The organism is Oceanobacter antarcticus, from assembly GCF_044962685.1.
In the GTDB taxonomy this organism is placed as follows: domain Bacteria; phylum Pseudomonadota; class Gammaproteobacteria; order Pseudomonadales; family Oceanobacteraceae; genus Oceanobacter; species Oceanobacter antarcticus.
In genome coordinates, this window is the sequence record NZ_JBBKTX010000031.1 from 26,292 (window position 1) to 50,999 (window position 24,708).

Sequence of the window (24,708 nt, forward strand, 5' to 3'; positions counted from 1 at the left end):
CGGAACTGGCCCCATTCACACAACACAAGCACGACACAAGGAGAACGTTATGGCCTGTAAACATTGGGCAATGGCAGCCACCATCGCGGTGATGGTTGGCTGTTCATCAAATCAGTCGATTGAAACCCAGCCCGTCAGCTGCGCCTTTGCCGATGGCTCGGGCAAGGAGGCACCGGAGTGGGTGTGTGGTGCACCGGTCGAAGGAGTTGATCTGACAGCCATCGGTTATGCCGACAAAACCGCCGCAGGCCCCAACTTTATGAAACAGATGGCGGCAACGGCTGCCCGTGTTGAGCTGGCTCAAACCATGCGGATTGAAGTCCAGAACATGATCAAGCAGTACGCCGAAACCACCGGAGCCGGTGATAGCGAAACCGTCGACAAAGTCAATTCCTCGGTCACGCGCCAGATCACCAAGGAAACGCTGGTCGGCTCCAAAATCCTGCGCCAGATGCCCACCCCAAACGGCGGAATGGTGGTACTGGTCGGCCTGAATGCCGACACCATGGCCCAGGTGGCCGAACAGGCATTAAAAACCTCCATGGCAAACGACAAGGCGCTGTGGCAAAAATTTCAGTCCGAAAAATCGTTTGATGAACTGGCCGAAGAAATTGCCAAGCTGAAATAAACGACTCTCCGGTTTGCGGCGGACGCGATACCCTCACTCCGCCGCAGCTATAGAGCCTGAAAGCAACGGAGAATGCAGAACCATGAACGCCAGATTCCAGAAAGGTTTACGCAGCCTCCTTGCTGCCGTTGCGATGATACCCTGCTCACTTTCACTGGCCGCTACCCCCTCGCAAACCGATGACTACCAACAGTGGTTACAGCAAACCCGTAACGACTATCAGTCTTATCTGGATAAAAACGACCGCGCCTTTCTGACGTTTCTGAACCAACGCTGGAAAAACGTCGAGGTCGAACCGGCCCAACAGCGCGACCCCGAACCCAAACCGGATCAAATCCCGATCGCCCCGCCCACAGACACCCCGGAACAACCAACGGCAGATAATCAGCCAGCCGAGCCAACGTCACCCATACCCTCGCCCGAGCAAGCGCCGCCGGTACCCGTTCCGCCACCCCGCATCGCCATAGTACCTCCAGAACAACTGCCGACCAGCGCCAACACCGTACAACTTGCATTTTATGGCAGAACGCTCAGCCTCGACATTCCCGAAGGCTTCGACAGTACTTTCAGCGGCCGTCCCGATAACAAGACCATTGCGGCCTATTGGCAGCAACTCGCCAGCACCCCGCACCAATCCCTTGTCAGCGCATTAAAAACCGCCGCTGCGGACTGGCAACTGAACGACTGGGCCACCGCCTTGCTGTTTAACCAGTTTGCCCACGCCCTGCATAACGACCCAGACAGCCAGGTATTGAGCTGCTGGTTTTTACTGGTAAAAGCCGGTTTTGATGCCAGAGTCGCCTATAACCAGCAGATCCACCTGTTACTGCCAGCACAAGAAGCCCTTTACGGCGTTACCTACTTTGAACTCGACCATCAACGTTATTACGCACTGCAGCCCGGAGAACAACCGCTGGGGATTGGCACCGTCAAAACCTATCAAGGCGCTCACGAACTCGGCACCCGACCCATCGGCTTTGCCGACCCCTACCGTTTTATTCCGGGTGGCGCTCAGGAAACACGCACCGTGAGCTTTAACTGGCAAGGCCAGCAGCAGGATCTCAAGGTCAGCTACCCGGCCGACTACAGCGACTACCTGGCAACCTACCCACAACTGGCACTGCCCGGTTACTTCCAGGCCGGACTGCCCGCCACAACCGCCAACCAGCTGTTGGAGCAATTGCGCCCCAGACTGGCCCGCTTGAACGATCGCCAGAGCAAAATCAACTACCTGTTGCGGCTGGTGCAAACCGGCTTTCGCTATGAAACCGACGCCGAACAGTTCCATAGTGAAAACTACCTGTTTCCTCTGGAAACCCTGCACTACCCCTATTCCGACTGCGAAGACCGCGCCGCCCTGTTTGGCTGGTTGGCAAAACAACTACTGGACGCCGAGGTACTAATTGTCGAATTACCCGGCCACGTCGCCACCGCCATTGCCATGAACACCACAGACACCGCCATAACCGGCAGCGGCTGGCTGTTTGAAGGCAAACGCTATCTGGTGGCCGACCCCACCTATATCAACGCCGATCTCGGCATGATGATGCCCCGCTATCAGGGCCAGACGCCGACGTTGAAGAAATTCTGATACAGTGGCCACAACTGGACCATCGTCCGAATAATCACCTCCAGAATCACTATCCGTCAGAGAGAACCAACCACCATGGCCCTGATCACTGCCACCGTGCCGGTAACTGCCTTCCAACAAAACTGCACCATTCTGATGTGTGAAGCCACGCACCGGGCTGCCATTGTTGACCCTGGTGGTGATATTGAGCGGATTATCGCCAAACTCGATGCCATGGGTGCCAAGCCGGAAAAAATTCTGCTGACTCACGCTCATCTCGACCATGTTGGCGGCACGGCTGAGCTGGCCAAACGTTATCAGTTACCGATTGAAGGGCCACACAAGGGTGATAACTTCTGGATTCAGGCACTGCCGCAGCAGGCACAGATGTTTGGTCTTCCGCCAGTCGAGATGTTTACCCCGGATCGCTGGCTGACTGGCGGCGAGCAGGTCACGGTTGGCGATGTGACTCTGGATGTGATTCATACGCCGGGTCATACCCCCGGTCATGTGGTATTTGTCCAGCCGGAGCAAAAACTGGCGTTAGTGGGTGATGTGATTTTTAACGGTTCGATTGGCCGCACCGACTTTCCGCAGGGGAATCATGCCGATCTGATCAGTTCTATTCGCGACAAGCTGTTTCCACTGGGAGACGAGATTGAATTTGTACCTGGCCATGGCCCCCGCTCCACCTTCGGCCATGAGCGCAAAACCAACCCGTTTGTGGCCGACAAGCGCGGCTGATTAACATGACCAGAAGCAGGGGTGTCGGACTTAGGCGTTCGTCGCGAGGGAAAGGCTGGTTTGAACGATTTTTGCGCAAAGTTGAGGCGAGTAGTGGTTCTATATTAACCAGAGTTTGCCCAAAAAAGGGCCAGATTCAGCTTTTCCGCAGTAGAGCAGCCCTTAGCCCGAAGGGGCAGGGTTAACATCCCGTCATGCGGTATTGTCGGACTTGAAAAGGACTCGCCATGCTCGGCGTCCAATGCCTTGCCTGACGGAATCTTCCCCCCTGACAGGCCGTGGCAAATCATTGAGAGCCTGCTACCTTGTTTCTTTCACGCGCATCCCTGTCGCATAAAAAACCCGCCGAAGCGGGTTTTGGTGTTGCGGAATTCTGGCAGAAACAGGGATTACTTCTTGCCAAAACCACCGAAACGCTTGTTGAAACGGTCAATACGGCCGCCAGTATCAACAACTTTTTGCTTGCCAGTGTAGAAAGGATGGCAAGCGGAGCATACGTCCAGGTACATTTCGCCGGGCTTGGCGGAGCGGGTCTTGACAATGTTGCCGCAAGAACAGGTAGCGGTCAGTTCAGCGTATGCAGGATGAATATCTTGTTTCATGGGGCACCTCGGGTCTTCACGCCGCCACCTTCCGACCATCGGACAGGCACCGCGTTACTGTTAAGAAAAACTTCAAATACTCGCTGTCGCCATGGAGTAATGACTGCGGTAAACCGCGCATCAGCCCCTTGCACAGACAATAAGGACGCGCATAATACCAGAGCCTTTTTTGTCAGCAAGTTTTTTCATGCCTTTTTACGTCGTGCAGGTCGCTGTACCAGTGCCTTTACGGCGCTGTTTCGACTATCTTCCTCCCGCTGGTGAGCAGGAAGACACCTGGAAGCCCGGACAGCGGGTACGGGTTAACTTTGGCCAGCAATTACTGACTGCCATTGTGGTCGGTACCGCACACACCACAGATGTCCCCACTGGCAAGCTCAAACCCTTGCTGGAACGTCTCGATGATGAACCCTTGCTGGATGCCAGTCAGTTGACACTGGGGCGATGGTTGGCGCGCTATTATCATCACAGCCCTGGCGATGTGCTGGAGCTGATGATACCGGCACTGTTGCGTCGGGGCGGATCCCTGCAAGAGGCACAAGAGCAAAGTTGGGCTATCCTGCCTCAGATCGACTCCGAACCACAGACTTCAGAACCACAAACCAACCCCGAGCTGCTGAGCAAGCCCAAAACTGCCTTACGCGGCAAGCAACAGCAGGCGCTGTGGCAATGTTTCCAGCAGCAACCGGTGTGGACGCATGCCAAGCTGACGGCCCAGGGTTTTACCCTGGCACAACTGCGACGGCTGGCAGAGCTGGGGTTGATCGAAACACTACAACGGCTGCCAATACCGGCCATCGCGCCACTGCGACGCGACGACTTGCCACTCAACGAGGAGCAACACAAGGCCCTGATGCAACTGAACCAACAGCTGGGGCGATTTCAGCCCAGTCTGCTGGAAGGCATCACCGGCTCAGGCAAAACCGAAGTGTATCTGCAGCATCTCAAACAGGTACTGCAACGGGGTCAGCAGGTGCTGGTACTGGTGCCGGAAATTGGTCTGACGCCACAAACGGTGCAACGCTTCCGTGAGCGGGTTGATGTACCCGTTGCCCTGATGCACTCCGGCCTGAATGATCGTGAACGCTTGCAGGCCTGGTGCCAGTGCCGCGATGGCAGCGCCCGGATTCTGATTGGTACCCGCTCGGCGGTCTTTACGCCGCTGCCCGATCTCGGGCTGATTATTCTGGATGAAGAACACGACGGCTCATTCAAGCAGCAGGACAGTGTGCGTTATTCTGCCCGCGACTTTGCCATGGTGCGCGCCAAACAGGCCAAGATTCCTATCGTGCTGGGGTCAGCAACCCCATCGCTGGAATCACTGCATAACGCTCTGACCGGCCGCTACCTGCACCTCAAACTGACCCAGCGAGCAGGTAACGCCAAGCCGCCGGGTATGAAGCTGCACAGCATCCTGCATCAACCGCTGACCTTTGGTCTGGCGCAACCCGTGATTGCCAAAATGCAGCAACATCTGGATGCCAATCGCCAGGTGCTGGTCTTTATCAATCGGCGCGGTTATGCCCCACTGATGGCCTGTCAGGAATGTGGCTGGCTGGCCGAGTGCCGACGTTGCGATGCGCGCCTGACCCTGCATCAGTCGCCATTACATCTGCATTGCCATCATTGTGACTTTCAGCAGGCAGTGCCCGGATTCTGCCCTAACTGCCACAGCGACAAAATCCGCGCTCTGGGACAAGGCACTGAGCGGTTGCAGGATGAGCTGTCGATGCTGTTCCCGCACGTCCCCTCTACCCGCGTGGATCGCGATACCGCGCGGAACAAGCAGGCCTTCGACGGATTACTGCAAGATATTCATGCACCCGGTAAGCGGCTGTTGATTGGTACCCAGATGCTGGCCAAGGGTCACCATTTTCCGGCGGTCACCATGGTGGTGATTGTCGATGCCGATGCCGGTTTGTTCAGTGCCGATTTCCGTGGCATGGAGCACACCGCCCAACTCATATTGCAAGTCGCTGGCCGTGCTGGCCGCGCCGAACATCCGGGTGAAGTCTGGATTCAGACCCTGTATGCCGATCATCCGCAGTTGAACCTGCTGATCGATAACGGCTACCACGCGCTGGCGCTGGCGCTGCTGCAAGAACGCCAGCAACAACAACTGCCACCGTACAGCCATATGGCCATGCTGCGGGCCGAATCACCGCAACGTCACCTCGCCGAGCAGCTGTTGCAACTGGCTCGCCAGTTTTTACAACAACAGTCGGCCCAGTGCCGCAACCAGCCAGACCAACTCAGTCCTCTGGTATTGGTCGGGCCATTTCCGGCCATTATGGAACGTCGCGCCGGCCGTTTTCGCCAGCAACTGCAGCTTTTCAGCGGCGAACGCACCGGCCTGCATTCCGTGCTGGATCCGCTGGTCGATTTTCTCCACCAGCAAAAAGGCTTTCATCAGGTGCGCTGGCATCTGGATATCGACCCGCAAGATACGCTGTGACCTTGGCCGATCGTCCCGGATAACCACTGGCAGTCTGCCGGGCATCACCTTATGATCGCTGCCTTTGCACCATGACTCTTATTCTGATATGTGCTGACGGAGTGGCCTGTGGCTCGAACTCAATTGACATCCTGGACTCACTGGCTGGCTTTCGGCCTGGGTTCCGGCCTTGCCCCCAAGGCACCCGGCACCTTCGGCACGGTGGCGGCCTTGCCCATCTGGTGGCTATTGCTACACGATATGCCATTGCTACCGTATCTGGGGGTGCTGCTATCCGGCTTCGCATTCGGCGTGTATTTATGCCAACGCACGTCCGACGACCTGGGCGTACATGACCACCCCGGCATTGTCTGGGATGAATGGATCGGCTTGTGGATTACCTATATCGCGCTGCCTTCTGGTTGGGCATGGATTCTGGCGGGATTTGTCTTGTTCCGCTTTTTCGACATCCTCAAACCCTGGCCGATTAAATGGCTCGACCAGAAGGTTCATGGCGGTTTTGGCATTATGATTGATGATGTGCTGGCGGGGATATTTGCCTGGGTAGTGATACAGGCTGCGCATGCGTTTATTGGCTGATAAGGGTATCCGGTAAAAAGGATCCAACGCAGCGATTCCCGATGGACAGAGACAAGACACCAGGCGTTATCCTCCAGCCCGAGATCAAGACTCACGACCCCGTTAGCCAGTTTCACCGTGGCATCCCGTCTTGACGACGCATCACCGCTCGCAACCGTCGCAGTACCTCCAGACCGTCCTGCTCTGGCAGACCAAACCCGGCACTACCGCTTCGTGAGTACCCAGAGCAAGTGTACGAGTGGCGGATACGCCATCCCGCACCCAATCCAGCGCGTAGGAGGCATCTTTTAATGCCGTCACCACCGCCTCAGAAAACGCAGCCAACGCCAGACGTTCAGCAGGCTGGCCAGTGATCCGGCAACATAGGTTAACGCTGCCGCTTTTAGTATCTGTCGCGCGGCAACCATATCCTGTTGATCCAGATACTGGCCCTGCTGTAACAGTGGCAAGGCTTTGTTAAAGCTGGCATCCAGTTCCACCGGTAGCGTCACCAATTGCACCAGCGCATTGATACTCATCGCCAGTACCGCTGCCAGCAGAGTCCAGCGCGACAAACCCGGCTGTACCGCCAGCAGCAAGGGCGATAGCAGCAGCGCCACCGGGGCCAGACGCTGCATCCAGATCGCCAGTGTGACCAGCCCCTGGCGCCAGTAAAACATGCGTTCACCACGCTGATGTTGCCAGGCATGACCCACTTCATGGGCTGCCACCACGACCGCCGTCAGCGATTTTCCGTCCAGCTTGTCCGCTGTTAACCGCACCGCACGTTGCTGCGGATCATAGTGATCCCCCTGTTCCGTCGCCTCAACCACCACATTGGCCAGCTGTAACTTGTTGACCAGGTGGCGGGCCATATCGCCGCCCGTACCGGGAAAATCCACCCGTGCCGAGCTGTGGCGAACAAGTACATGCCGTACCCAGACGCCAGGCAAGATCAGCGCTAGCAACAGCAGAACAACTCCGACGATCATCAGCATCTATTTATCCTGTGCAACAGTGTGTTAACCAGACGCTCCGGCAGGAAGAAAATCCCGACCGTAACGCAAGAATTAATGAAAAGTGTGCCATTTTCAGGCTTTTTATCCTGCCTGAGCCAGCGATTCTGACCATTGTGACATCAAGAAGCCCCGCTTTTAAGGCAAGGGAAACTTGGGTGATCGCTGTCCTGGCTGATAGACTACGCCGCTTGTTTTATCGGAGGTGAGAGCCTTGAGTATCCAATACATTGCATCGTCCAAGCTGCCAACGCCGTTCGGCGTCTTTACCATGCATGGATTTGAAGACACCGTCGCGGGTAAAGAGCATGTGGCACTCACGCTGGGGGATGTTGGCAACGGCGAGCCGGTGCTGGCACGCGCTCACTCCGAATGCCTGACCGGCGATGCGCTGTTCAGCATGCGCTGTGATTGCGGCTATCAACTGGAAGAAGCCATGCGCGCCGTGGCCGAAGCTGGCCATGGTGTGGTGCTGTATCTGCGCCAGGAAGGTCGCGGCATTGGGCTGCTGAACAAGATCCGGGCGTATCATCTGCAGGATCAGGGTGCCGATACGGTCGAAGCCAACGAGCAATTGGGGTTTGGTGCCGATCTGCGTGATTACAGCATGTGCGAACCGATGCTGAGCCACCTGGGTATTTATGCGATCCGCCTGATGACCAACAACCCGCGCAAGGTAAGAGCGTTGTCAGACGCTGGCGTCAAGGTGGTTGAGCGCGTCGCCCTCGAAGTAGGCAGAAACCCGTACAATGAAGGTTATCTAAGCACCAAAGCCAGCAAACTGGGGCATATGCTCAGCAGCGCTGCCGCCACGGCGCCCTTGACCCACCAGGACGACGAACCGGTCGGAGAGTGATGGTCACGCGGCCTCACTCACTGCCAGAGCTGTCCGGGTGGCGCACTTGCAACATGATCTGATGCCCTTCAAACTGACGCTGTAACGCCTGTAATTTACTGACATGGCGCTCTGTCAGTAATGTTCCTTCCGACAGCAGCACTACACCCGCCGGGCTGATCAGACTTTTTGCCAGTATGGTGCCCTGCTTGGCTGCCGCGATGGGAATACGGTCCATATTGGGCACAACACCTTCATCAAAATCTTCCAGTACTTCCATCAACAGATCGATCAGTGCGCGGTCATAACGCAAGCCCGCCATTTTGATCATGTAAGTGCGGGTATCGTCTTCGTTGAGTTTTTCGCCAAGAAAGTTGTGTTCGCGCTGCAGGTCGACGTAATCCGTCACGATTCGCAGAATGCGTGATTCCAGCGGGATGGCATCCCCTTCAAGACGATCGGGGAAACCTTTGCCGTTGTACAGCTCCATGTGCGAGCGAATGATATTGGCAGAATTTTGCAGCGGTTCCAGCAGCATCAAGGTGGTCTGGCCATTCACGGGAAAGCGGGAGTACTCTTTTTTCTCCAGCCGGTTCATGGTTGTCCATGATTTGATCAGCACGGCATCGGGCAAGGTAATCTTGCCGATGTTTTTCAACAGCGCCGCATAATACAAATCCTGAATCGGTTGTCCTACCAGACCGGCAAATTCCCCAAACAGCTTGCTCAAGCGCGCCAGTCGTTCGCTACTGCCGGGTTCTTCACCATTACGTTGCTCGACCATACCCACCAGCAACAGCACCATGCTGTTAAATTCTTGCACCAGGCTGCGGTAAGCTTCTTCCAATTTGGCTTCTGCCGTTCCTGCCTGATCGGTTTTCTGCTCCACTTGCTGTTCCAGCTCGCGGTTAAATAATGCCAGCTGCTCGTTCTGGTCTTTGATACGGGCCTGCAGTTTTTCGTTCTTTTCTTGCAGTATTTTGCACTGTAAGGCATCAGCCACTACCGAGCACAGCTGGTCGTTATCCCAGGGCTTGTTGATATAACGGTATATATTGCCTTCGTTAACCGCACGAATAGTGGATTCCATATCGGCATAGCCGGTCACCAGCACTCGCACCATCTCGGGCCAACGCTCAACGCAGACCTTGAGCAAATCCGCACCCGACAGTCCAGGCATGCGCATATCAGAGATGAGCAGGTCAAACGCCCCCTGCTCAAGCAAATCCAGCGCTTGCTGACCACTGTCAGCGGTCATCACCTCATATTGCCGACATAACAGTCGTTTTAGAGCTTGCAGTATGGCGGGTTCATCATCAACCAGCAGAATCCGGCCAACCTTGACGCTCTCTTCCGGCGCCAGACACTCTTCAAACACGGTTACTCTCCTCCGCTATCAGGGGTAAATAAATATGAAAACAGCTGCCCACACCGAGTTCGCTTTCAAGCTCAATACGGCCTCCATGCTCCTCGATCAATTGCTGACTTAGCGCCAGGCCCATGCCGGTACCTTCATCCGCCGACTTGGTGGTGTAAAATGGCTCAAATACGCGGGCGACCGCATCCGCACCGATGCCGATACCATTGTCCGAGATAACAATTTCCAGCTCGTGGGCATGTTGCCGCTGGTAAATACCCACTTCCCCATACCGCTCATCCACCGCCTGTATGGCATTCACCAGGATATTCAGCGCCACCTGCCCAACCAGTGCAGGGTTACACACCACCGGGGGACAATCGTCCAGCAAGCCGACCTTCAGTGTTAGCTCGCCACCAATCCCGATTCTGGCAATATTGATAATGGCGTTGAGTTCGTCGTTGATACTACTGGGGGATTTTGGTCCCTGATCACCTCGCATCAGGCGTTTCATATCCCGTACGATATGGCTGATACGCTCAACCCCTTCGAGGCTGTCGGACACCCGTTCGGGCATCAGTGAGACGATATCGGCGATACCCTCATCCTGATAGGCAGACAGTATCAGACGATAGGCCTCGCTGGCGGGATCAAGATGGTTACCGGCGTTATCAACAGCGCCGACAAAGCGCAACAAACCGTCCATGTCAGCACGGATCGCATGCAGATTACTGCCCACATACGCCACCGGGTTATTGATTTCATGGGCGATGCCGGCAGACAGCTGACCAACTGCCGCCAAACGTTCCATTTGTTTAATATGCCGAAGTTGATCTGCGGTTACTTGTTGGCCGGCGGCCTGGTTTTGCGGCTCGGCGTTGTCAGTGACGGCGGAAGCTGAGCGCCAGAGCGGCCATATAGAGGCCATCCCCAACAGCACCCACGGCAGGATAGAGACGCCAGCAAACCCAAGCGTCAGTGCCAGTACCAGAGCCGGAATCAATAGCAGGTGATGTGAGTGCACCCCTACCCCCCAAAAAAACAGATGTCTACCTAAGTAAAGCACCGATTAATCAACTCGGAGGAAGAACGTGTTACAGAATGTTAGCCGGGATTGACTGCCATGTAATCGTCAGAGAGTCTGGCCGAGACAGCCAGACGGACAGCAGGCAGGAAAGATGTGCGAACTGGCTATACGCTGATTAACAGTCTGGTGTGACGGCGATCAGCAGCGCGCAAGACGCTGCCGAACACGGTCCAGCATACTGACGCTATCGAGTCCCGCGTCCAGCCACTGACGACCCGGATTGGCATGCTCGATGTAGCGATCCGGCAAACCACTCAGCAACACTGGAACAGACAAACCGGCGGAGGCCAGCGATTCCAGCACTGCACTACCGGCACCGCCAGCTGTGGCGTTTTCTTCCAGCGTCACCAGCAGATCATGTGATGCCGCCAGTGATGCGACCAGGGTATCATCCAGCGGTTTCACAAAGCGCATATCGGCAACCGTGGCATCCAGTTGAGCAGCAATTCCCAGCGCGGTACTCAAGGGTGCACCAAAGGCCAGCAGCGCCACCCGTTTGCCAGCGACAGCTGCAGACTGGCGTAATACGCGTCCCTCGCCCAACGGCAAGGCCGTCATGGTCTGCTCCGGTTCAACCCCGGCACCACTGCCACGGGGATAACGTACTGCAGCCGGGCCTTCGTGCTGATAACCGGTGTACAACATCTGACGGCATTCATTTTCATCTGAGGGCGTCATCAGCACCAGATTGGGGATACAGCGTAAATAGCTGAGGTCGAAAGCGCCGTGATGGGTCGGGCCGTCTTCACCCACCAGACCCGCCCGATCGATGGCAAACAATACATCGAGATTTTGCAGGGCAACGTCGTGTATCAGCTGATCGTAAGCGCGCTGCAGGAAGGTCGAATAAATCGCCACAACCGGTTTGCACCCTTCACAGGCGAGTCCGGCAGCCAGGGTCACCGCGTGTTGTTCAGCGATGGCAACGTCGTAATAGCGATCCGGAAATTCGTGCGAGAAGCGAACCAGGTCGGAACCTTCGCGCATCGCTGGGGTAATCCCCACCAGCCGACGGTCAGCACCGGCCATATCGCACAGCCACTCGCCAAACACATTGGAATAGGTCGGTTTTTTTACCGCCGTCGAGACACTGCGCACTGGCTTCAAGGCGTGATAGCCAATCGGATCTTGCTCCGCCGGTGCAAAACCCTTGCCCTTTCGAGTGACGATATGAAGGAAACGTGGCCCCTTCATCTTCGCCAGATTGCTCAGGGTATGCACCAGCTCGTTCAGGTCGTGGCCGTCGATGGGGCCGTAATAATTAAAACCCAGCTCTTCAAACAGGGTGCCCGGAGCTACCATGCCTTTCATATGCTCTTCGGTGCGACGGGCAAATTCCCAGGCAGCAGGAATCTTCTCCAGCACTTTTTTGCTACCGGCACGCATGGCACAGTAGGTTTTGCTCGACCAGATGCGGGTGAAATATTTGTTTAATCCACCCACATTGTTGGAGATCGACATATCGTTGTCGTTCAGAATCACCAACATATCGGCTTTTTCGTGACCAGCATGGTTCAGGGCTTCAAACGCCATGCCTGCCGTAATGGCACCATCACCAATAATGGCAACGGCTTCGTGTTCCAACCCTTGCTGGCGAAATCCCAGCGCCATGCCCAGTGCCGCACTGATAGAGGTACTGGAATGGCCAACCCCGAAGGTGTCGTAAGCGCTTTCTTCACGACGCGTAAAAGCCGCCGGGCCATATTCGCTGCGGATACGGGTCATTTCTTCGCGACGACCGGTGAGTATCTTATGCGGGTAGGCCTGATGGCCAACATCCCAGACCAGACGGTCATTCGGGGTATCAAAAACGTAATGCAGTGCCACCGTCAGCTCGACTACCCCCAGCCCGGCGGCAAAATGCCCTCCCGACTGGCCAACACTGTAAAGCAGATATTCTCGCAGCTGGTGACAGACTTCCTGGAGTTGCTCTGGCTCCAGCAGACGCAGGTCGGCGGGCTGATTAATGGCATCCAGTAACGGGGTAAGAGGGCGAGCACTCGGTATTTCGGTAAACATCAGGCGTTGTGTTTCCGGTCGTTGAGCATCAGGAAATGGCAGATGCCGCTACGTAATGGCAAAAAAGGTCGACTATTCTAACGATTGCAGTGGCCATTGAGTAGGCCAAAACCACATTGGTCACGAATCCGTCCAACCGCAACCGGTCGTCCCGTTTATGAAACCAGGTTTAATGGTTACGATGAATCACGTAATCCGCAATCTGGTGCAGTAACCCGGTGTGTCCACCGTCCTGCTGCAAAGGCGCCAATGCCTGCTGAGCTTGCTGGCACAGTTCTGCTGCTTTTTGACGCGCAGCCTCCAACCCCAGTAGCGCCGGATAAGTCGGTTTATTGAGTGCGACATCCGCACCCGCCTGCTTCCCCAGCGTGGACGTATCCCCTTCAACATCGAGAATATCGTCCTGTACCTGAAAGGCCAGACCAATCGCATTGGCGTAGTCCAGCAGCGCCTGCTCCTGCTCTGCAGCCAGAGGCCAGCACACGGACATCGCGCCCATCATCACTGCCGCCCGAATCAACGCACCGGTTTTACCACGGTGCATCCGCTCCAATTCAACCAGAGACATCGGCTTGCCTACATGGTTAAGGTCGATACTCTGGCCACCCACCATTCCTGCGGCTCCTGCCGCCTTGGCCAACAGCACCGTCATGGCCAGCCGTTGTTCAGCCGCCAGTGACTGATCTGCCAACAGTACTTCAAAGGCTCCAGTGAGCAGTGCATCCCCTGCCAGAATAGCCGTGGCTTCATCAAAGGCGATATGGGTAGTGGCTTTACCACGCCGCAGATCGTCGTCGTCCATCGCCGGTAAATCGTCGTGAATCAGACTGTAGCTGTGCACCATTTCCAGCGCCGTGGCCGCACTGTCAGCTTGCTGCGGCTGTCCTCCCAGGGCTTCAGCCGCAGCGTAGGTCAGCAGTGGGCGCAAGCGCTTGCCACCATTCAGCAAGCCATAGTGCATCGCATCTGCCAGTCGTGGGTCACTGCTGGCGAGCTGTACGACGGCAGATCGCAATTGCTGTTCCAACTGTGTTTGCACGGCCGCCAGCCGTTCCGGCAACAGACTCATTCAACGGCTTCCCGACCACCTGGAGGCAGCGACTGAGACAGGCTCTGGCCGTTCTGTTCGGTCAGGATACGGACTTTCTGTTCTGCCTCAGCCAGCGCCTGCTGACAGGATCGAGTCAGATGAATGCCTTGTTCAAAGGCACCCAGTGACTGTTCCAGCGTCAGCTCACCACTTTCCATCCGCTGCACCAGAGAGGTCAGCTCAGCCAATGACTGTTCAAAATCAAATGTTTGTTGTGTATCGCTCATAACACCTACCCGCGCTGTGTGCCGCCACAGTAGCGCCTGTCCGTGGCTTCAACAAGTGCAGCGGCCAGTTTTTACCTCAGAACAGGAATAACCCGGATGTTTGACTAGACTGATCTCATGGTTCGAGGAATTCAGAAGGAGCCGCTGTGGATCTCGCAACACTGGTAGGTTTATTAGGTGCATTTGGCATTGTCGTCATGGCCATGATTCTGGGCGGCGATATCGCTATGTTTGTAAACGTGCCGTCGATTCTGATCGTCTTTGTCGGCAGCTTTTTTGCGGTAATGATGAAATATGAACTGGGCCAGTTCCTTGCTCTGGCCAAGGTCGGCGGCAAAGGTTTTTCATTCAAACTGAGCAAGCCGGAAACTATTATTACAGAAGTGGTGGAGCTGGCAGGACTGGCACGCAAGGGTGGCCTTCTATCGCTGGAAGGCAAGGAAGTCAGCGATGAATTTCTGGGGAAAGGCATCCAGCTATTGGTTGATGGCCACGACCCGGACGTGGTGCGTTCGATTCTCAGCAAGGAAGCCAAACTCGCCACCGATCGCCATGATATGGGCGCGTCTATCTTCCAGAATCTGGGGGATACCGGCCCGGCCATGGGTATGATTGGTACACTGATTGGTCTGGTCGCCATGTTGGCGAACATGGACGATCCCAAAACCATTGGCCCCGCCATGGCCGTGGCATTGTTAACCACCTTGTACGGCGCCATGCTGGCCACCATGTTTGCCTTGCCACTGGCCGACAAGCTCAGGTTGCGCATGAACGAGGAAGGTCGGCTGAAATCGATGATTATCGACGCCTTGCTGGCCATTCAGGCAGGCCAGAATCCGAGGGTGATTGAATCCATGCTGCAGGCCTATATTGCCGAAGGCAAGCGCACAACAGCGAGCGATTAGGTCATGGCAACGGAAGAAGAACAGGAATGCCCACCCTGTCCCGCCGGGATACCCGGCTGGGTAATGACCTTTGCCGACCTGATGTCGCTACTAATGTGCTTTTTTGTACTGTTACTGTCGTTCTCAGAAATGGATGCACTCAAATTCAAACGCCTGGCCGGAGAATTGCGCGACGCATTTGGTGTCCAGACCGTCGTCAATGCCGCCGATCCCCCCAAGGGCACCAGTGTGATTGCCCGCCACTTCAGTCCGTCCATTCCTGAACCCACGCCGATCAATCAGGTACGCCAAGTCACCAGTGATATCACCAAAAGTTCACTGGAAGTGATGTGCCAGGATGAAATTACCCAGCAACAAGAAGCTCAGGGCAACCAAGGCAAACAAACCCGTATTCTGGTACAAGCGGATGCAGCTGCGCAGAACAAGGCGACGGAAGACAATGCCTTGCAAGTGGCCAACCTGCTGGAAAACGAAATTGCCCAGGGCCAGATTGAAATTGAAACCGTGGGCCAGAAAATCATTATCCGCATTCAGCAACGCGGTGCATTTCGCTCCGGCTCAGACTACATTGAAGACCGGTTTTTGCCGGTGATCGATAAAATTCGTACCGTATTGGTCACGATTCCCGGACTGATTTCTGTCGAAGGCCATACCGATGACGTGCCTGTCCGTGGCGGGCGATTCCGCTCCAATTGGTCACTATCTACCGCCCGTGCAGTCGCTTTTGCGGAAGAGTTGTTTGCCGCCCCGGAAATGGATGCCAGTCGTTTTCAGGTCGTCGGTCACGGCTCGACCCAACCGCTGGTTGAGAACCTGGACTCCGCTTCGCGGGCGCGCAATCGCCGGGTTGAAATCATCATCTTGCGTTCGCGAGAAAATGATAGCGATAGCCAGCCGGAGATCGAACCGGATATGAAGCAAATCGACAACGCCGTCAACGCCGTACCGGAAGACTTTGAGTTACGCCCCAATGAAATATTCTGATACTGCGCCACTCGCCAGGCAGCTCGAATCCAGGCCCCCTGAAACCTGGGATGGCAACGAACGACGCCAGTACTTCCGTCTGGACGATCGTGTCTTGCTCGGAATAGAAGTACTCGCCATAGCGCCAACCGACGATCCGGCCGTCGACAGCCTGGTCGAACTGGAACAACAGATCACCAGTCTGCTGCATCGCGTCAGCTCACAGCAACCAGAAGTCGCCGCGCTGCTGCGACTGATGAACCAGAAGTTAAACCGGGTTGCCGGGCTGGAATTACAAACCACCATTGACGTCGATGAACACCTGGCCAATGTGAACCTAAGCGCCTGTGGCATCCGCTTTGAGACCCATACCGATGTCTCAGAGGCCCACTACCTTCGACTCCATCTCACTCTGCTACCGGATCATACGACACTGGTACTGAATGGCCGTATCGTCGCCCTGGAAGCGGGCAGCGAGCCAGACAGCACCCGGATTCGCGTTGCCTTCAACCCGATCCGTAATACCGATCAGGAAATCCTGATTCAACATATGATGAGCTTGCAACGGCGGCAAATACGCCCGCACGATCGATAAGCTGACGATTCGGCGGGTTACCATTGCCGAATATCCGGGCCAATTTGCTATTATCCGCAGCGATTGCCAGTGGAGAGCAGAATGTCGTCACCGAGAATTTTTACCGACCAACCCCTGATCGTCGGACAAACCGTTACCCTGGACGAACAGCCCAGTATTCATCTGCTGCGGGTATTACGACTGGGTCTTGGTGCACCGGTACGGCTGTTCAACGGCGACGGCTGCGAATACAGCGGTACAATATCCACCGCCGGCAAGAAACAGGCCGCAGTGTGTCTGCTTGAGGCATCGGTAGCGGATGCCATACCACCACTGCGCCTGCACCTGGGACAAGTGATCTCCAAGGGTGACAAGATGGATTTTACCATCCAGAAAGCCACTGAACTGGGCGTTAGCCAAATCACCCCTCTCTTCAGTGAACGCTGCGATGTACGACTGAAAGGCGAACGCCTGGACAAGAAAATGGAACACTGGCAAAAAATCGCGGTATCCGCCTGTGAACAAAGCGGCCGCAACCGTATCCCGCAAGTCTTGCCCGCCGTAAACCTGAATGACTGGTACGCCCAAAGCGACGCCGAACTGCGACTGGTGTTGCATCCACACAACCAGCAGCCGTTAGGGCAACAACAAAACCCGGCCAGTGTGGCGCTGTTGGTTGGCCCCGAAGGCGGCCTGACTGATATCGAAGTTGCTGCAGGTACGACACATGGCTTTCAGGGGCTGCTGCTGGGACCGCGTATTTTGCGTACCGAAACTGCAGCCCTCGCGGCAGTCTCGGTACTGCAATTCTTGTGGGGTGACTTTTAACAGATTACCGGAACAGATCGCCGGGGTTGAGCCGCGTCACTAGGGGTATTCTCAATTAGTTAACGTGTCCTGTTATGGAGAAAAAATCCATCAGGCAAGGCGTTGAACGCAGAGAATGGTGGGCCCTTTTCAAGCTCAACAACACCGCATGATGGATGTTTAACCATAACCCTTCGGACTGAGGCCAGTTGACTCCAGAACGGTGTTATTCGTCGCTTATTGAGCTCGCCCTGTTTATTAAACACAGGAGGCACTCCTCATGCCGTGTTCTGAAGCCAACGGGCTCTCAGCAGCTCCGATTGACCAATTGAGAACGCCCCCTAATAACCATGGCACATCAAGGCTTGGCTGCTTCCGACACGTTTAGCCGCAAAGACGACCAGTCCCACCAGCTACTGAGGAAGTACACGCCGATAAACAAGGTAGCCCACCATTCGATAATCCGTTTACCATGACTCATATCAGCCCCAATCGTGACTCCGGCAAAAACAATAAACTGCAACCACAGTAACGCCATCAACACCGTTTTTAACCAGAACGATGGCACCACCAACCCAGCCTTGCGGCCACGCCAGACCAACACATAATTAATACTCAGCGCTACCAGCATGCCCTGAAAAAACAGATTGGCTCCGCGTACATGCACCCCCCAATGAGTCGCAGTTTTTTCCGGCAGTAACACCGCCGTCCCAGTCAGCAACCCCAGCGCGGCCAGCACTCCGAAAAAATGCATCAGTCCTCGACTGACTGGCCCGGAAACCGGTTTGAGCCAGGCATTCATCAGCTGCCACCAGATCACAAAATACACACACGCCGCCACCATACCGCCACGGAAAATAAACCCGGCATCGCCTTTCATGCCGGTATGGGTGATGTCGGTACAGCCATCCAGAAACGGATTGCATATCTCTGCAGTACCCTGGCTGATAGCGACACCATAGGTAACCGCAATCGTACCCATCGACAGTAAAAAACTCATCAGGGCAATGCTTTGACCGAACGACATGGAAACTCCGACTGAAGAATAAACGGCCCGCCATTATGCCGTGCCGATCGGCGAATTACTTCGGTAAAAACAGCACCCCACAAGATCGCCGCAAGCCTCTTATTAGCGGACACACCAAGGTTGTTGCCGAACAATGGTATCCTTCAACATTGTTCCTAACTGCCCACCAGATCCGACATCGAACTCATGGCCAAAAAGAAAATCGCTTATGTCTGTGCCGACTGCGGTACCGACCATTCAAAATGGCAAGGGCAATGCACCGGCTGCGGTGCCTGGAATACCCTGCAGGAATTTGTCGTCGCAGCGGCCAAAACCCCGGCACGGAATGCCGCACTGGGTGGTTACACCGGCGCGGCTGGGCAAACCGGCATCCAGCGCCTGGATCAGGTCAATCTCGATGAAGTCCCCAGATTCAGCTCCGGCATGCAGGAATTTGACCGGGTGCTCGGCGGCGGACTGGTGCCGGGTTCCGCGATTCTGATTGGCGGTCATCCGGGCGCGGGCAAATCCACCCTGCTACTGCAAACCCTGTGTTCCCTCGCCCGCCAGATGCCCGCCTTGTATGTGACCGGGGAAGAGAGCTTGCAGCAGGTCGCGATGCGCGCACGACGTCTGGGACTACCAATGGACCAGCTCAACATGCTCAGTGAAACCAGCGTCGAACAGCTGATTCAGACCCTGCAGCAGCATCAGCCCCGCGTGGTAGTGATCGACTCAATCCAGGTCATGCATGTCGAAGGGGTGGACTCCGCCCCCGGTAGCGTCTCCCAGGTACGTGAAAGTGCCGCCATGCTGACCCGCTTCGCCAAACAGACCAACACCGTGCTATTGCTGGTTGGGCACGTCACCAAGGACGGTACTCTGGCTGGGCCAAAGGTACTCGAACATATGATCGACTGCTCCATCATGCTGGAAGGCTCCAACGACAGCCGCTACCGCACCCTCAGGGGCATCAAGAACCGTTTTGGCGCTATTAACGAGCTGGGCGTGTTTGCCATGCTGGATAGCGGCCTGAAAGAAGTCAAAAACCCCAGTTCCATTTTCCTCAGCCGCAGTGACGAGCCCTCACCCGGCAGCGCCGTGATGGTCATCTGGGAAGGTACCCGACCGCTGCTGATCGAGATCCAGGCACTGGTGGATGACAGTCATTTTGGCCAGCCCAAACGAGTCACGGTTGGCCTCGACCAGAACCGGCTGAACCTGCTCCTGGCAGCACTGCACCGCCATGGTGGCATTCATCTCGGTGATCAGGATGTGTACATCAACGTGGTCGGCGGTGTACGGGTCACCGAGACCAGCGCGGATCTGGCGCTCTTGCTCGCAGCGCTGTCGAGTTTCCGCAACACACCACTGCCGCAGGATATGATTGTCTTTGGCGAGGTCGGGCTATCAGGGGAAATACGCCCGGTACCATCGGGACAGGAACGTATTAGGGAGGCTGCCAAACATGGTTTCAAGCGCGCGATTGTACCCAAAGCCAATATGCCTAAAGTCATGCCGGATGGCATGACCGTGATTGGCGTTGAACGCCTGCAACAAGCGCTGGAACATATCTAGATCTGACCGCCCGTTAGCGGCATTGAATGACCGCCACAGACAGGCATTGTTCCGTCCGTAGCGCCCCCTCTAACCGTTAACCGTGATAGCCCGGACTCAGCTCAACCACCGCTTCAACAAAAGCTTTGGCTCGTTCAGGATCGACAAACTGGTGAATACCGTGGCCAAGGTTAAACACATGGCCGGTGCCATAACCATAGCTGTCCAGGATACGTTTGACCTCAGTACGAATCGTCGCCGGGGAAGCGTATAACACCGACGGATCCATATTACCTTGCAAGGATACTTTATCGCCGACACGACGACGGGCTTGGCCTATATCTGTCGTCCAGTCCAGTCCTAGCGCATCCGCGCCGGTATCTGCCATCGACTCCAGCCACTGACCACCTCCCTTGGTGAACAGGATCACCGGAATCTGCTGACCGTCATACACACGGGTCAGCCCTTCCACAATCTGGCGCATATAGCGCAGCGAAAATTCCTGATAAGCCACATCACTCAGACTGCCCCCCCAGGTATCAAAAATCTGTACCGCCTGGGCACCCGCCCGAATCTGGGCATTAAGATAATCGATCACCGACTTGGCCAGAACATCCAGCAGCTGGTGCATGACCTCCGGCGTGTCGTACATCATCGCTTTCACATGACGAAAATCCTTGGAGGAGCCGCCTTCTACCATATAGGTCGCCAGCGTCCAGGGGCTGCCAGAGAATCCGATCAGCGGCACCCGGCCATTCAGTTCGGAGCGAATCGTACTCACGGCCTTCAAGACGTAATCCAGATCCGACTCGGTATTCACTACCTTCAGGCTCTGAACATCGGCTTCGGTACGGATGATCTTGTTAAAGCGTGGGCCTTCACCGGTCTCGAAGTACAAGCCAAGCCCCATAGCATCAGGGATGGTCAGAATATCGGAGAACAAGATAGCGGCATCCAGCGGGAACCGCTCCAGCGGCTGAATCGTTACCTCGCACGCCAGTTCGGGATTTTTGCACAACGACATAAAGTCGCCGGCTTCTCCCCGGCTGGCACGATATTCAGGCAGATAGCGCCCGGCCTGACGCATCATCCAAACAGGCGTGCGATCAACAGGTTGGCGCAGCAGCGCTTTAAGAAAACGGTCGTTTTTAAGTGGGGACATGCAAATCATCCGTCGCAAGAAAAGTACTGGCGACGGATGATAGCAAAAATGACGCGAGGGTTATTGATTTGTGGCCTCAGACAAGAGGCCACATTGGCAAGGGTTATGGGTACAGAACCCGAGGTGTTTCATAACTACCATTGTTCAAATTCAGTTCAATGGAAACACCCACACCGTCCACTTCATAGCTGATGAAGTACATTTCACCAAAACTTGGCAATTTATCCAAAGCCGGGTAACGACTTACACCATTGGCATACAAAATCCCCAGAGAATTAGCCACCGGGCCATCTCCTCGTACTTTGAAGCCATCCGCTTCCGCTGTCAGCGTCGTACCAAACGGCGGGATATTCCCATTCTCATCCTGAGCCAGAACGTAGAAGCCACCGGAAGCACCCAAAGTGTAAGTATCTCCTTCGGCTTCCGTATAGGTACCATCGCTATCGGTATCCGCCCAGATACGGATGCTGGCCGCTGACAAACCAGCACTCTGAATAATGCGCACACTGTCGCGAACATGCATCAAGGAGCTACAGTGATCATCACCGACAGCAACCGCCTCTTCGGTACACATAGTGCCCTGATAACCATTCGAAGGAGCAGCGTCGTAGCTACCGTCTTCATCATAGTCAGCGAAGAACTCGACATAGTACTGGTCGCTGTCATTGCGGGTAGGTTGTTGATCCCAGTTGTCATCCCGGAATGCTTCACCAAAGAGCACATACGGTTCAGTCAAGGCAGACCCTGCTGACACATATTGAACCGGTGCAGCAATAGACGTTTCTACAATGGCAACCCCAACGGTGTACACGACGGGAGCCGGGAAGCCAACAGCAGCCTGGAAAGCAACGGAATCAACATCAACGGCATCAATCACAGAATCACTGTTATCGTCTTCATCAATGTAACCATCTGCGTTTAGGTCTTCGTCAATCAGACCATCCAGGTTGTAGTCTACGTCAACCAGGTTATCCGCATTAATGTCTGAATCCGGTTCACCATCACCGTTCAGATCCACATCAATAAAACCATCACCATCGGTATCTGTATCAATCAGGGCATCGGTGTTGTTATCCACATCAATGAGGCCATCGGTATTGATATCAACATCAATCACTCCATCGGTATTCACATCTTCATCCACCCAACCATCGCTATTCTGATCCCGGTCGATATCGCCATCACCGTTGAGATCCAGATCATAGATACCATCGTTATTGGCATCAATATCAATGTTACCGTCAGAATCAAGATCTACATCAATGTAGCCGTCACCGTTCGTATCCGCATCAGGAGTGCCATCTTGGTTGATGTCGGTATCTGTCAGGCCATCACCATCCAAGTCCGTAGTATTATTGGTGTAAATATCGAATCGACCGTCACCATCCGCATCGGTGTATCCAGCTTCACCGACGGTATACGCCATAATGGTTGTCATGCCCAAAACCGTCGTTTTAGCAGCTAGTGGGTTACCACTAGCGTCCTCAATGCCCGAAGCATTAGTAGGGTTGGTTTGTGGATCAATCTCATTTACGCGCTCCAGATCACTATCAGAGCTACCAGGACGTACACCACTACTACTCCAAACCACGGAACACACCCCGCCAGATGTCGTGCAATAAGGTTCAACAATACCGCTCTCGGCGGTGAAGTTAACAATGGTTCCATTGGCTACCGGGTTTTGGTATTGGTCTGCGGCATACACGGTCACATTCACCTCGGTGCCATTCACATCAAAAGCACCAGGGTTAAAGGTATCTACCGACAGCTGGAAACTATCCTGGTCGGCGATGCCGGTGGTGACGGATATTGGCTGAGAACTGGTCTGAATATAGACATCATCCGTGTCAGTATCCGTATCTTCACCGGCCACCTGAACCTTGGCAATAACACCCACCACCGTATGGGCTGAGCCAGAGTTAATAATTGCGGTCACCTCACCATTACCGTCACTTACATCCGAAGGCTGGGCCAGAGAAACACCACCTGTTGTGTTTGTCAGAGTAAACTCAACGGTTTCATTCTCAAGCGGTTCTCCGTTTGTGTCTGTTACAGCAAAGGTCAAGACAGACTGTTTCGGCAATACTGCATCACCAATGGTAGAGATGGAAATAGCCTCTGCCGTTGCGGACACGTAGGCGATTGATCCCAGCTCAACGTCCGCAATACTAATCGTACCAGTTGCAACCCCCAGAGAAGAGGTGACATCAATCACGCCATCCACCACTTTGAACAGTTCAACCTCGATATTGTCTGTACCAGTACAACCGTCCGCACTGTAACTAAAGGTCACCTGTCCCTGGGCCACGATGGTTTCATCGTAAGTAAAAGAGGCTTGGACAGGGACCTGAGAGGCACATCCAGAAGTCACGGTGACACCGTACGATCGATTATTAATCTTCTGGTACTGGGGCGAGCTGTTCGCATCAACAATGTTGACGGAAATCAAAGCACTACTTCCAGCGCCAATACTCGCTGGATAGATAGTCATATTTGCTTCACTAAAAGTGTCTTCTTCACCAGTTCCCAAGCGAGGGTCGATACCTTCCGTCACATCAATATTAAAAGGCGTCAGTATCGCCAGGCAGCCAGAAGTATCGCCGCCAAAAATACAAGAAGCCGTGGAAGTTCTATCAGACACAAGCGCTGTAATGCTATGCGTACCAATACAACCACTCACTGTCAGATCTGTCGTATAGCGGGTTGTCACCTCACCAGAAACAAAACTCTGCTTCTTGACACTGAATTCTTTGACCGAGCAGCCCGAAGGTGGCTCTGCAAACCACTCCAGAATAGCGTTTTCGTTGGTGATCAATGCATTGGCGGATAAAGGGTCGACCAGATTCAGTAACAGGATTGTTTCGCTTTCTCCATCCAGCTCTGTTTCACCCGCAACCTCATCTTTAATAAACGATGAACCCTCACCATACCCCAGCAGAGGCTTGGCAGCATCCAGAGAGGTTGATGCCATTACTACGTCGCTGTTTATTATCACAGGAGAGCCGGAGGAATCGTTCAGCTGCACTTTAATTGTAATAACACCCTCACACTTCAGATTTCGATACGTACTGGTAACCGTGTTTGAAGAGCTATAAGTACTTTCTATAGCAAAAACACCCGCATTGGCAATTATGCTGCCTGACTCATCGGTACAAGTATCAGTAAAGACATATTGGTAAGTGTCTGTGAGCGCCGTATTGGCATTCGACTTATTCACGCCGCTCACCGTCACGGTCACACTTTCACCAACAAGAATATTGTAGCCGCTAAGTAGCAAGGTGCCTTCATTAAAGACCGCACCAGTACCAGCACCCAAGCCAGGAACAACTACTTCACTGCCTGACTCAGCCAGCGCCACTGCTATGACAATGCTGTCGAGCACGTCGCTACCGCCTGCCAGGTACAGGCTGGCGGTCACTTCGCTGCTGCTACAGGTTGGTGCTGCCGCACCGGCGGTATACCGGGTTTCGATCGCGCTGGTCAGGCTTTGGCTGGCGACGCTGAACGATCCAGCATCAGCCGCACAGGCTATGGTTTCTGTCCATT

20 protein-coding genes and 1 pseudogene are annotated in these 24,708 nt (G+C 54.8%); 11 read left to right on the forward strand and 10 right to left on the reverse strand.

Annotation, left to right across the window (positions count from 1 at the left end; all coding sequences use genetic code 11):
* The first annotated feature begins 49 nt into the window (after positions 1-49).
* The 3 genes from WG929_RS18890 to WG929_RS18900 all read left to right on the forward strand — a co-directional run bounded on the left by WG929_RS18890 (position 50) and on the right by WG929_RS18900 (position 2,942).
* Positions 50-628: an LPP20 family lipoprotein gene (locus tag WG929_RS18890; RefSeq protein WP_416207314.1), complete on the forward strand. Its 579-nt coding sequence runs from the start codon at positions 50-52 to the stop codon at positions 626-628.
* Positions 629-710: 82 nt separating this feature from the next.
* Entirely contained in the window at positions 711-2,219 is a 1,509-nt protein-coding gene (locus WG929_RS18895) for a hypothetical protein (RefSeq protein ID WP_416207315.1), read from the forward strand.
* Between the two features lie 75 nt (positions 2,220-2,294).
* Positions 2,295-2,942, forward strand: a complete 648-nt coding sequence (locus WG929_RS18900; protein ID WP_416207316.1) for an MBL fold metallo-hydrolase — start codon at positions 2,295-2,297, stop codon at positions 2,940-2,942.
* 389 nt (positions 2,943-3,331) lie between these two features.
* On the opposite strand, the gene rpmE is transcribed toward WG929_RS18900, so the two are convergent.
* Complete coding sequence (gene rpmE, locus WG929_RS18905) at positions 3,332-3,544, reverse strand: 50S ribosomal protein L31 (protein ID WP_416207317.1); 213 nt, start codon at positions 3,542-3,544, stop codon at positions 3,332-3,334.
* A 187-nt stretch (positions 3,545-3,731) separates the two neighbouring features.
* On the opposite strand from rpmE, the gene WG929_RS18910 reads away from it, so the two are divergent.
* Positions 3,732-5,999, forward strand: coding sequence for a primosomal protein N' (locus tag WG929_RS18910; protein ID WP_416207318.1), 2,268 nt, complete (start codon positions 3,732-3,734; stop codon positions 5,997-5,999).
* 108 nt (positions 6,000-6,107) lie between these two features.
* Positions 6,108-6,578, forward strand: a complete 471-nt coding sequence (locus WG929_RS18915; protein ID WP_416207319.1) for a phosphatidylglycerophosphatase A family protein — start codon at positions 6,108-6,110, stop codon at positions 6,576-6,578.
* Positions 6,579-6,874: 296 nt separating this feature from the next.
* On the opposite strand, the gene WG929_RS18920 is transcribed toward WG929_RS18915, so the two are convergent.
* Positions 6,875-7,555, reverse strand: coding sequence for a zinc metallopeptidase (locus WG929_RS18920; RefSeq protein ID WP_416207320.1), 681 nt, complete (start codon positions 7,553-7,555; stop codon positions 6,875-6,877).
* Between the two features lie 232 nt (positions 7,556-7,787).
* Between WG929_RS18920 and ribA the strand changes: the two genes are divergently transcribed.
* On the forward strand, positions 7,788-8,429 hold the full coding sequence (gene ribA, locus WG929_RS18925) for a GTP cyclohydrolase II (RefSeq protein ID WP_416207321.1): 642 nt from the start codon (positions 7,788-7,790) through the stop codon (positions 8,427-8,429).
* A 13-nt stretch (positions 8,430-8,442) separates the two neighbouring features.
* Here the strand turns inward: ribA and nosR are convergent, their stop codons facing one another.
* From nosR to WG929_RS18950, 5 genes are all read right to left on the reverse strand, one after another.
* Positions 8,443-9,786 (reverse strand): response regulator c-di-GMP phosphodiesterase, NosR family, encoded by a 1,344-nt coding sequence (nosR, locus tag WG929_RS18930; protein ID WP_416207322.1) that lies wholly within the window; start codon positions 9,784-9,786, stop codon positions 8,443-8,445.
* Complete coding sequence (locus tag WG929_RS18935) at positions 9,779-10,789, reverse strand: sensor histidine kinase (RefSeq protein ID WP_416207323.1); 1,011 nt, start codon at positions 10,787-10,789, stop codon at positions 9,779-9,781. The genes nosR and WG929_RS18935 overlap by 8 nt, the downstream gene beginning before the upstream one ends.
* Before the next feature lie 201 nt (positions 10,790-10,990).
* Entirely contained in the window at positions 10,991-12,871 is a 1,881-nt protein-coding gene (gene dxs, locus WG929_RS18940; protein ID WP_416207324.1) for a 1-deoxy-D-xylulose-5-phosphate synthase, read from the reverse strand.
* Between the two features lie 169 nt (positions 12,872-13,040).
* On the reverse strand, positions 13,041-13,940 hold the full coding sequence (gene ispA / locus WG929_RS18945) for a (2E,6E)-farnesyl diphosphate synthase (RefSeq protein WP_416207325.1): 900 nt from the start codon (positions 13,938-13,940) through the stop codon (positions 13,041-13,043).
* On the reverse strand, positions 13,937-14,188 hold the full coding sequence (locus WG929_RS18950; RefSeq protein WP_416207326.1) for an exodeoxyribonuclease VII small subunit: 252 nt from the start codon (positions 14,186-14,188) through the stop codon (positions 13,937-13,939). The genes ispA and WG929_RS18950 overlap by 4 nt, the downstream gene beginning before the upstream one ends.
* Positions 14,189-14,334: 146 nt before the next feature.
* Between WG929_RS18950 and pomA the strand changes: the two genes are divergently transcribed.
* The 4 genes from pomA (at position 14,335) to WG929_RS18970 (ending at position 17,458) form a co-directional block, all read left to right on the forward strand.
* Positions 14,335-15,093, forward strand: coding sequence for a flagellar motor protein PomA (pomA, locus tag WG929_RS18955; RefSeq protein WP_416207327.1), 759 nt, complete (start codon positions 14,335-14,337; stop codon positions 15,091-15,093).
* Between the two features lie 3 nt (positions 15,094-15,096).
* On the forward strand, positions 15,097-16,077 hold the full coding sequence (locus WG929_RS18960; RefSeq protein WP_369856392.1) for a flagellar motor protein MotB: 981 nt from the start codon (positions 15,097-15,099) through the stop codon (positions 16,075-16,077).
* A complete protein-coding gene (locus tag WG929_RS18965) occupies positions 16,064-16,651 on the forward strand; it encodes a PilZ domain-containing protein (protein WP_416207328.1) in 588 nt (195 codons plus the stop codon). Before WG929_RS18960 ends, WG929_RS18965 begins: the two co-directional genes overlap by 14 nt.
* An 81-nt stretch (positions 16,652-16,732) precedes the next feature.
* Entirely contained in the window at positions 16,733-17,458 is a 726-nt protein-coding gene (locus WG929_RS18970; protein WP_416207329.1) for a 16S rRNA (uracil(1498)-N(3))-methyltransferase, read from the forward strand.
* A 337-nt stretch (positions 17,459-17,795) separates the two neighbouring features.
* Here the strand turns inward: WG929_RS18970 and WG929_RS18975 are convergent, their stop codons facing one another.
* Positions 17,796-18,464 carry a Frag1/DRAM/Sfk1 family protein gene (locus WG929_RS18975; RefSeq protein ID WP_416207330.1) on the reverse strand — a complete coding sequence of 223 codons (669 nt, stop codon included), beginning with the start codon at positions 18,462-18,464 and terminating at the stop codon, positions 17,796-17,798.
* Positions 18,465-18,650: 186 nt separating this feature from the next.
* On the opposite strand from WG929_RS18975, the gene radA reads away from it, so the two are divergent.
* A complete protein-coding gene (gene radA / locus WG929_RS18980; RefSeq protein WP_416207331.1) occupies positions 18,651-20,021 on the forward strand; it encodes a DNA repair protein RadA in 1,371 nt (456 codons plus the stop codon).
* Between the two features lie 76 nt (positions 20,022-20,097).
* Here the strand turns inward: radA and hemE are convergent, their stop codons facing one another.
* Complete coding sequence (hemE, locus tag WG929_RS18985) at positions 20,098-21,162, reverse strand: uroporphyrinogen decarboxylase (protein WP_369856387.1); 1,065 nt, start codon at positions 21,160-21,162, stop codon at positions 20,098-20,100.
* A 103-nt stretch (positions 21,163-21,265) separates the two neighbouring features.
* Positions 21,266-24,708, reverse strand: a pseudogene (locus tag WG929_RS18990) (hypothetical protein); the annotation flags it as partial.

What these genes read in the sequence shown, in the direction of transcription:
- WG929_RS18890 (WP_416207314.1), top strand. Translation starts at nt 50, where the DNA reads ATGGCCTGTAAACATTGGGCAATGGCAGCCACCATCGCGGTGATGGTT.
- WG929_RS18895 (WP_416207315.1), top strand. Translation starts at nt 711, where the DNA reads ATGAACGCCAGATTCCAGAAAGGTTTACGCAGCCTCCTTGCTGCCGTT.
- WG929_RS18900 (WP_416207316.1), top strand. Translation starts at nt 2,295, where the DNA reads ATGGCCCTGATCACTGCCACCGTGCCGGTAACTGCCTTCCAACAAAAC.
- rpmE (WP_416207317.1), bottom strand. Translation starts at nt 3,544, where the DNA reads ATGAAACAAGATATTCATCCTGCATACGCTGAACTGACCGCTACCTGT.
- WG929_RS18910 (WP_416207318.1), top strand. Translation starts at nt 3,732, where the DNA reads ATGCCTTTTTACGTCGTGCAGGTCGCTGTACCAGTGCCTTTACGGCGC.
- WG929_RS18920 (WP_416207320.1), bottom strand. Translation starts at nt 7,555, where the DNA reads ATGCTGATGATCGTCGGAGTTGTTCTGCTGTTGCTAGCGCTGATCTTG.
- dxs (WP_416207324.1), bottom strand. Translation starts at nt 12,871, where the DNA reads ATGTTTACCGAAATACCGAGTGCTCGCCCTCTTACCCCGTTACTGGAT.
- ispA (WP_416207325.1), bottom strand. Translation starts at nt 13,940, where the DNA reads ATGAGTCTGTTGCCGGAACGGCTGGCGGCCGTGCAAACACAGTTGGAA.
- WG929_RS18950 (WP_416207326.1), bottom strand. Translation starts at nt 14,188, where the DNA reads ATGAGCGATACACAACAAACATTTGATTTTGAACAGTCATTGGCTGAG.
- WG929_RS18960 (WP_369856392.1), top strand. Translation starts at nt 15,097, where the DNA reads ATGGCAACGGAAGAAGAACAGGAATGCCCACCCTGTCCCGCCGGGATA.
- WG929_RS18965 (WP_416207328.1), top strand. Translation starts at nt 16,064, where the DNA reads ATGAAATATTCTGATACTGCGCCACTCGCCAGGCAGCTCGAATCCAGG.
- WG929_RS18970 (WP_416207329.1), top strand. Translation starts at nt 16,733, where the DNA reads ATGTCGTCACCGAGAATTTTTACCGACCAACCCCTGATCGTCGGACAA.
- WG929_RS18975 (WP_416207330.1), bottom strand. Translation starts at nt 18,464, where the DNA reads ATGTCGTTCGGTCAAAGCATTGCCCTGATGAGTTTTTTACTGTCGATG.
- radA (WP_416207331.1), top strand. Translation starts at nt 18,651, where the DNA reads ATGGCCAAAAAGAAAATCGCTTATGTCTGTGCCGACTGCGGTACCGAC.
- hemE (WP_369856387.1), bottom strand. Translation starts at nt 21,162, where the DNA reads ATGTCCCCACTTAAAAACGACCGTTTTCTTAAAGCGCTGCTGCGCCAA.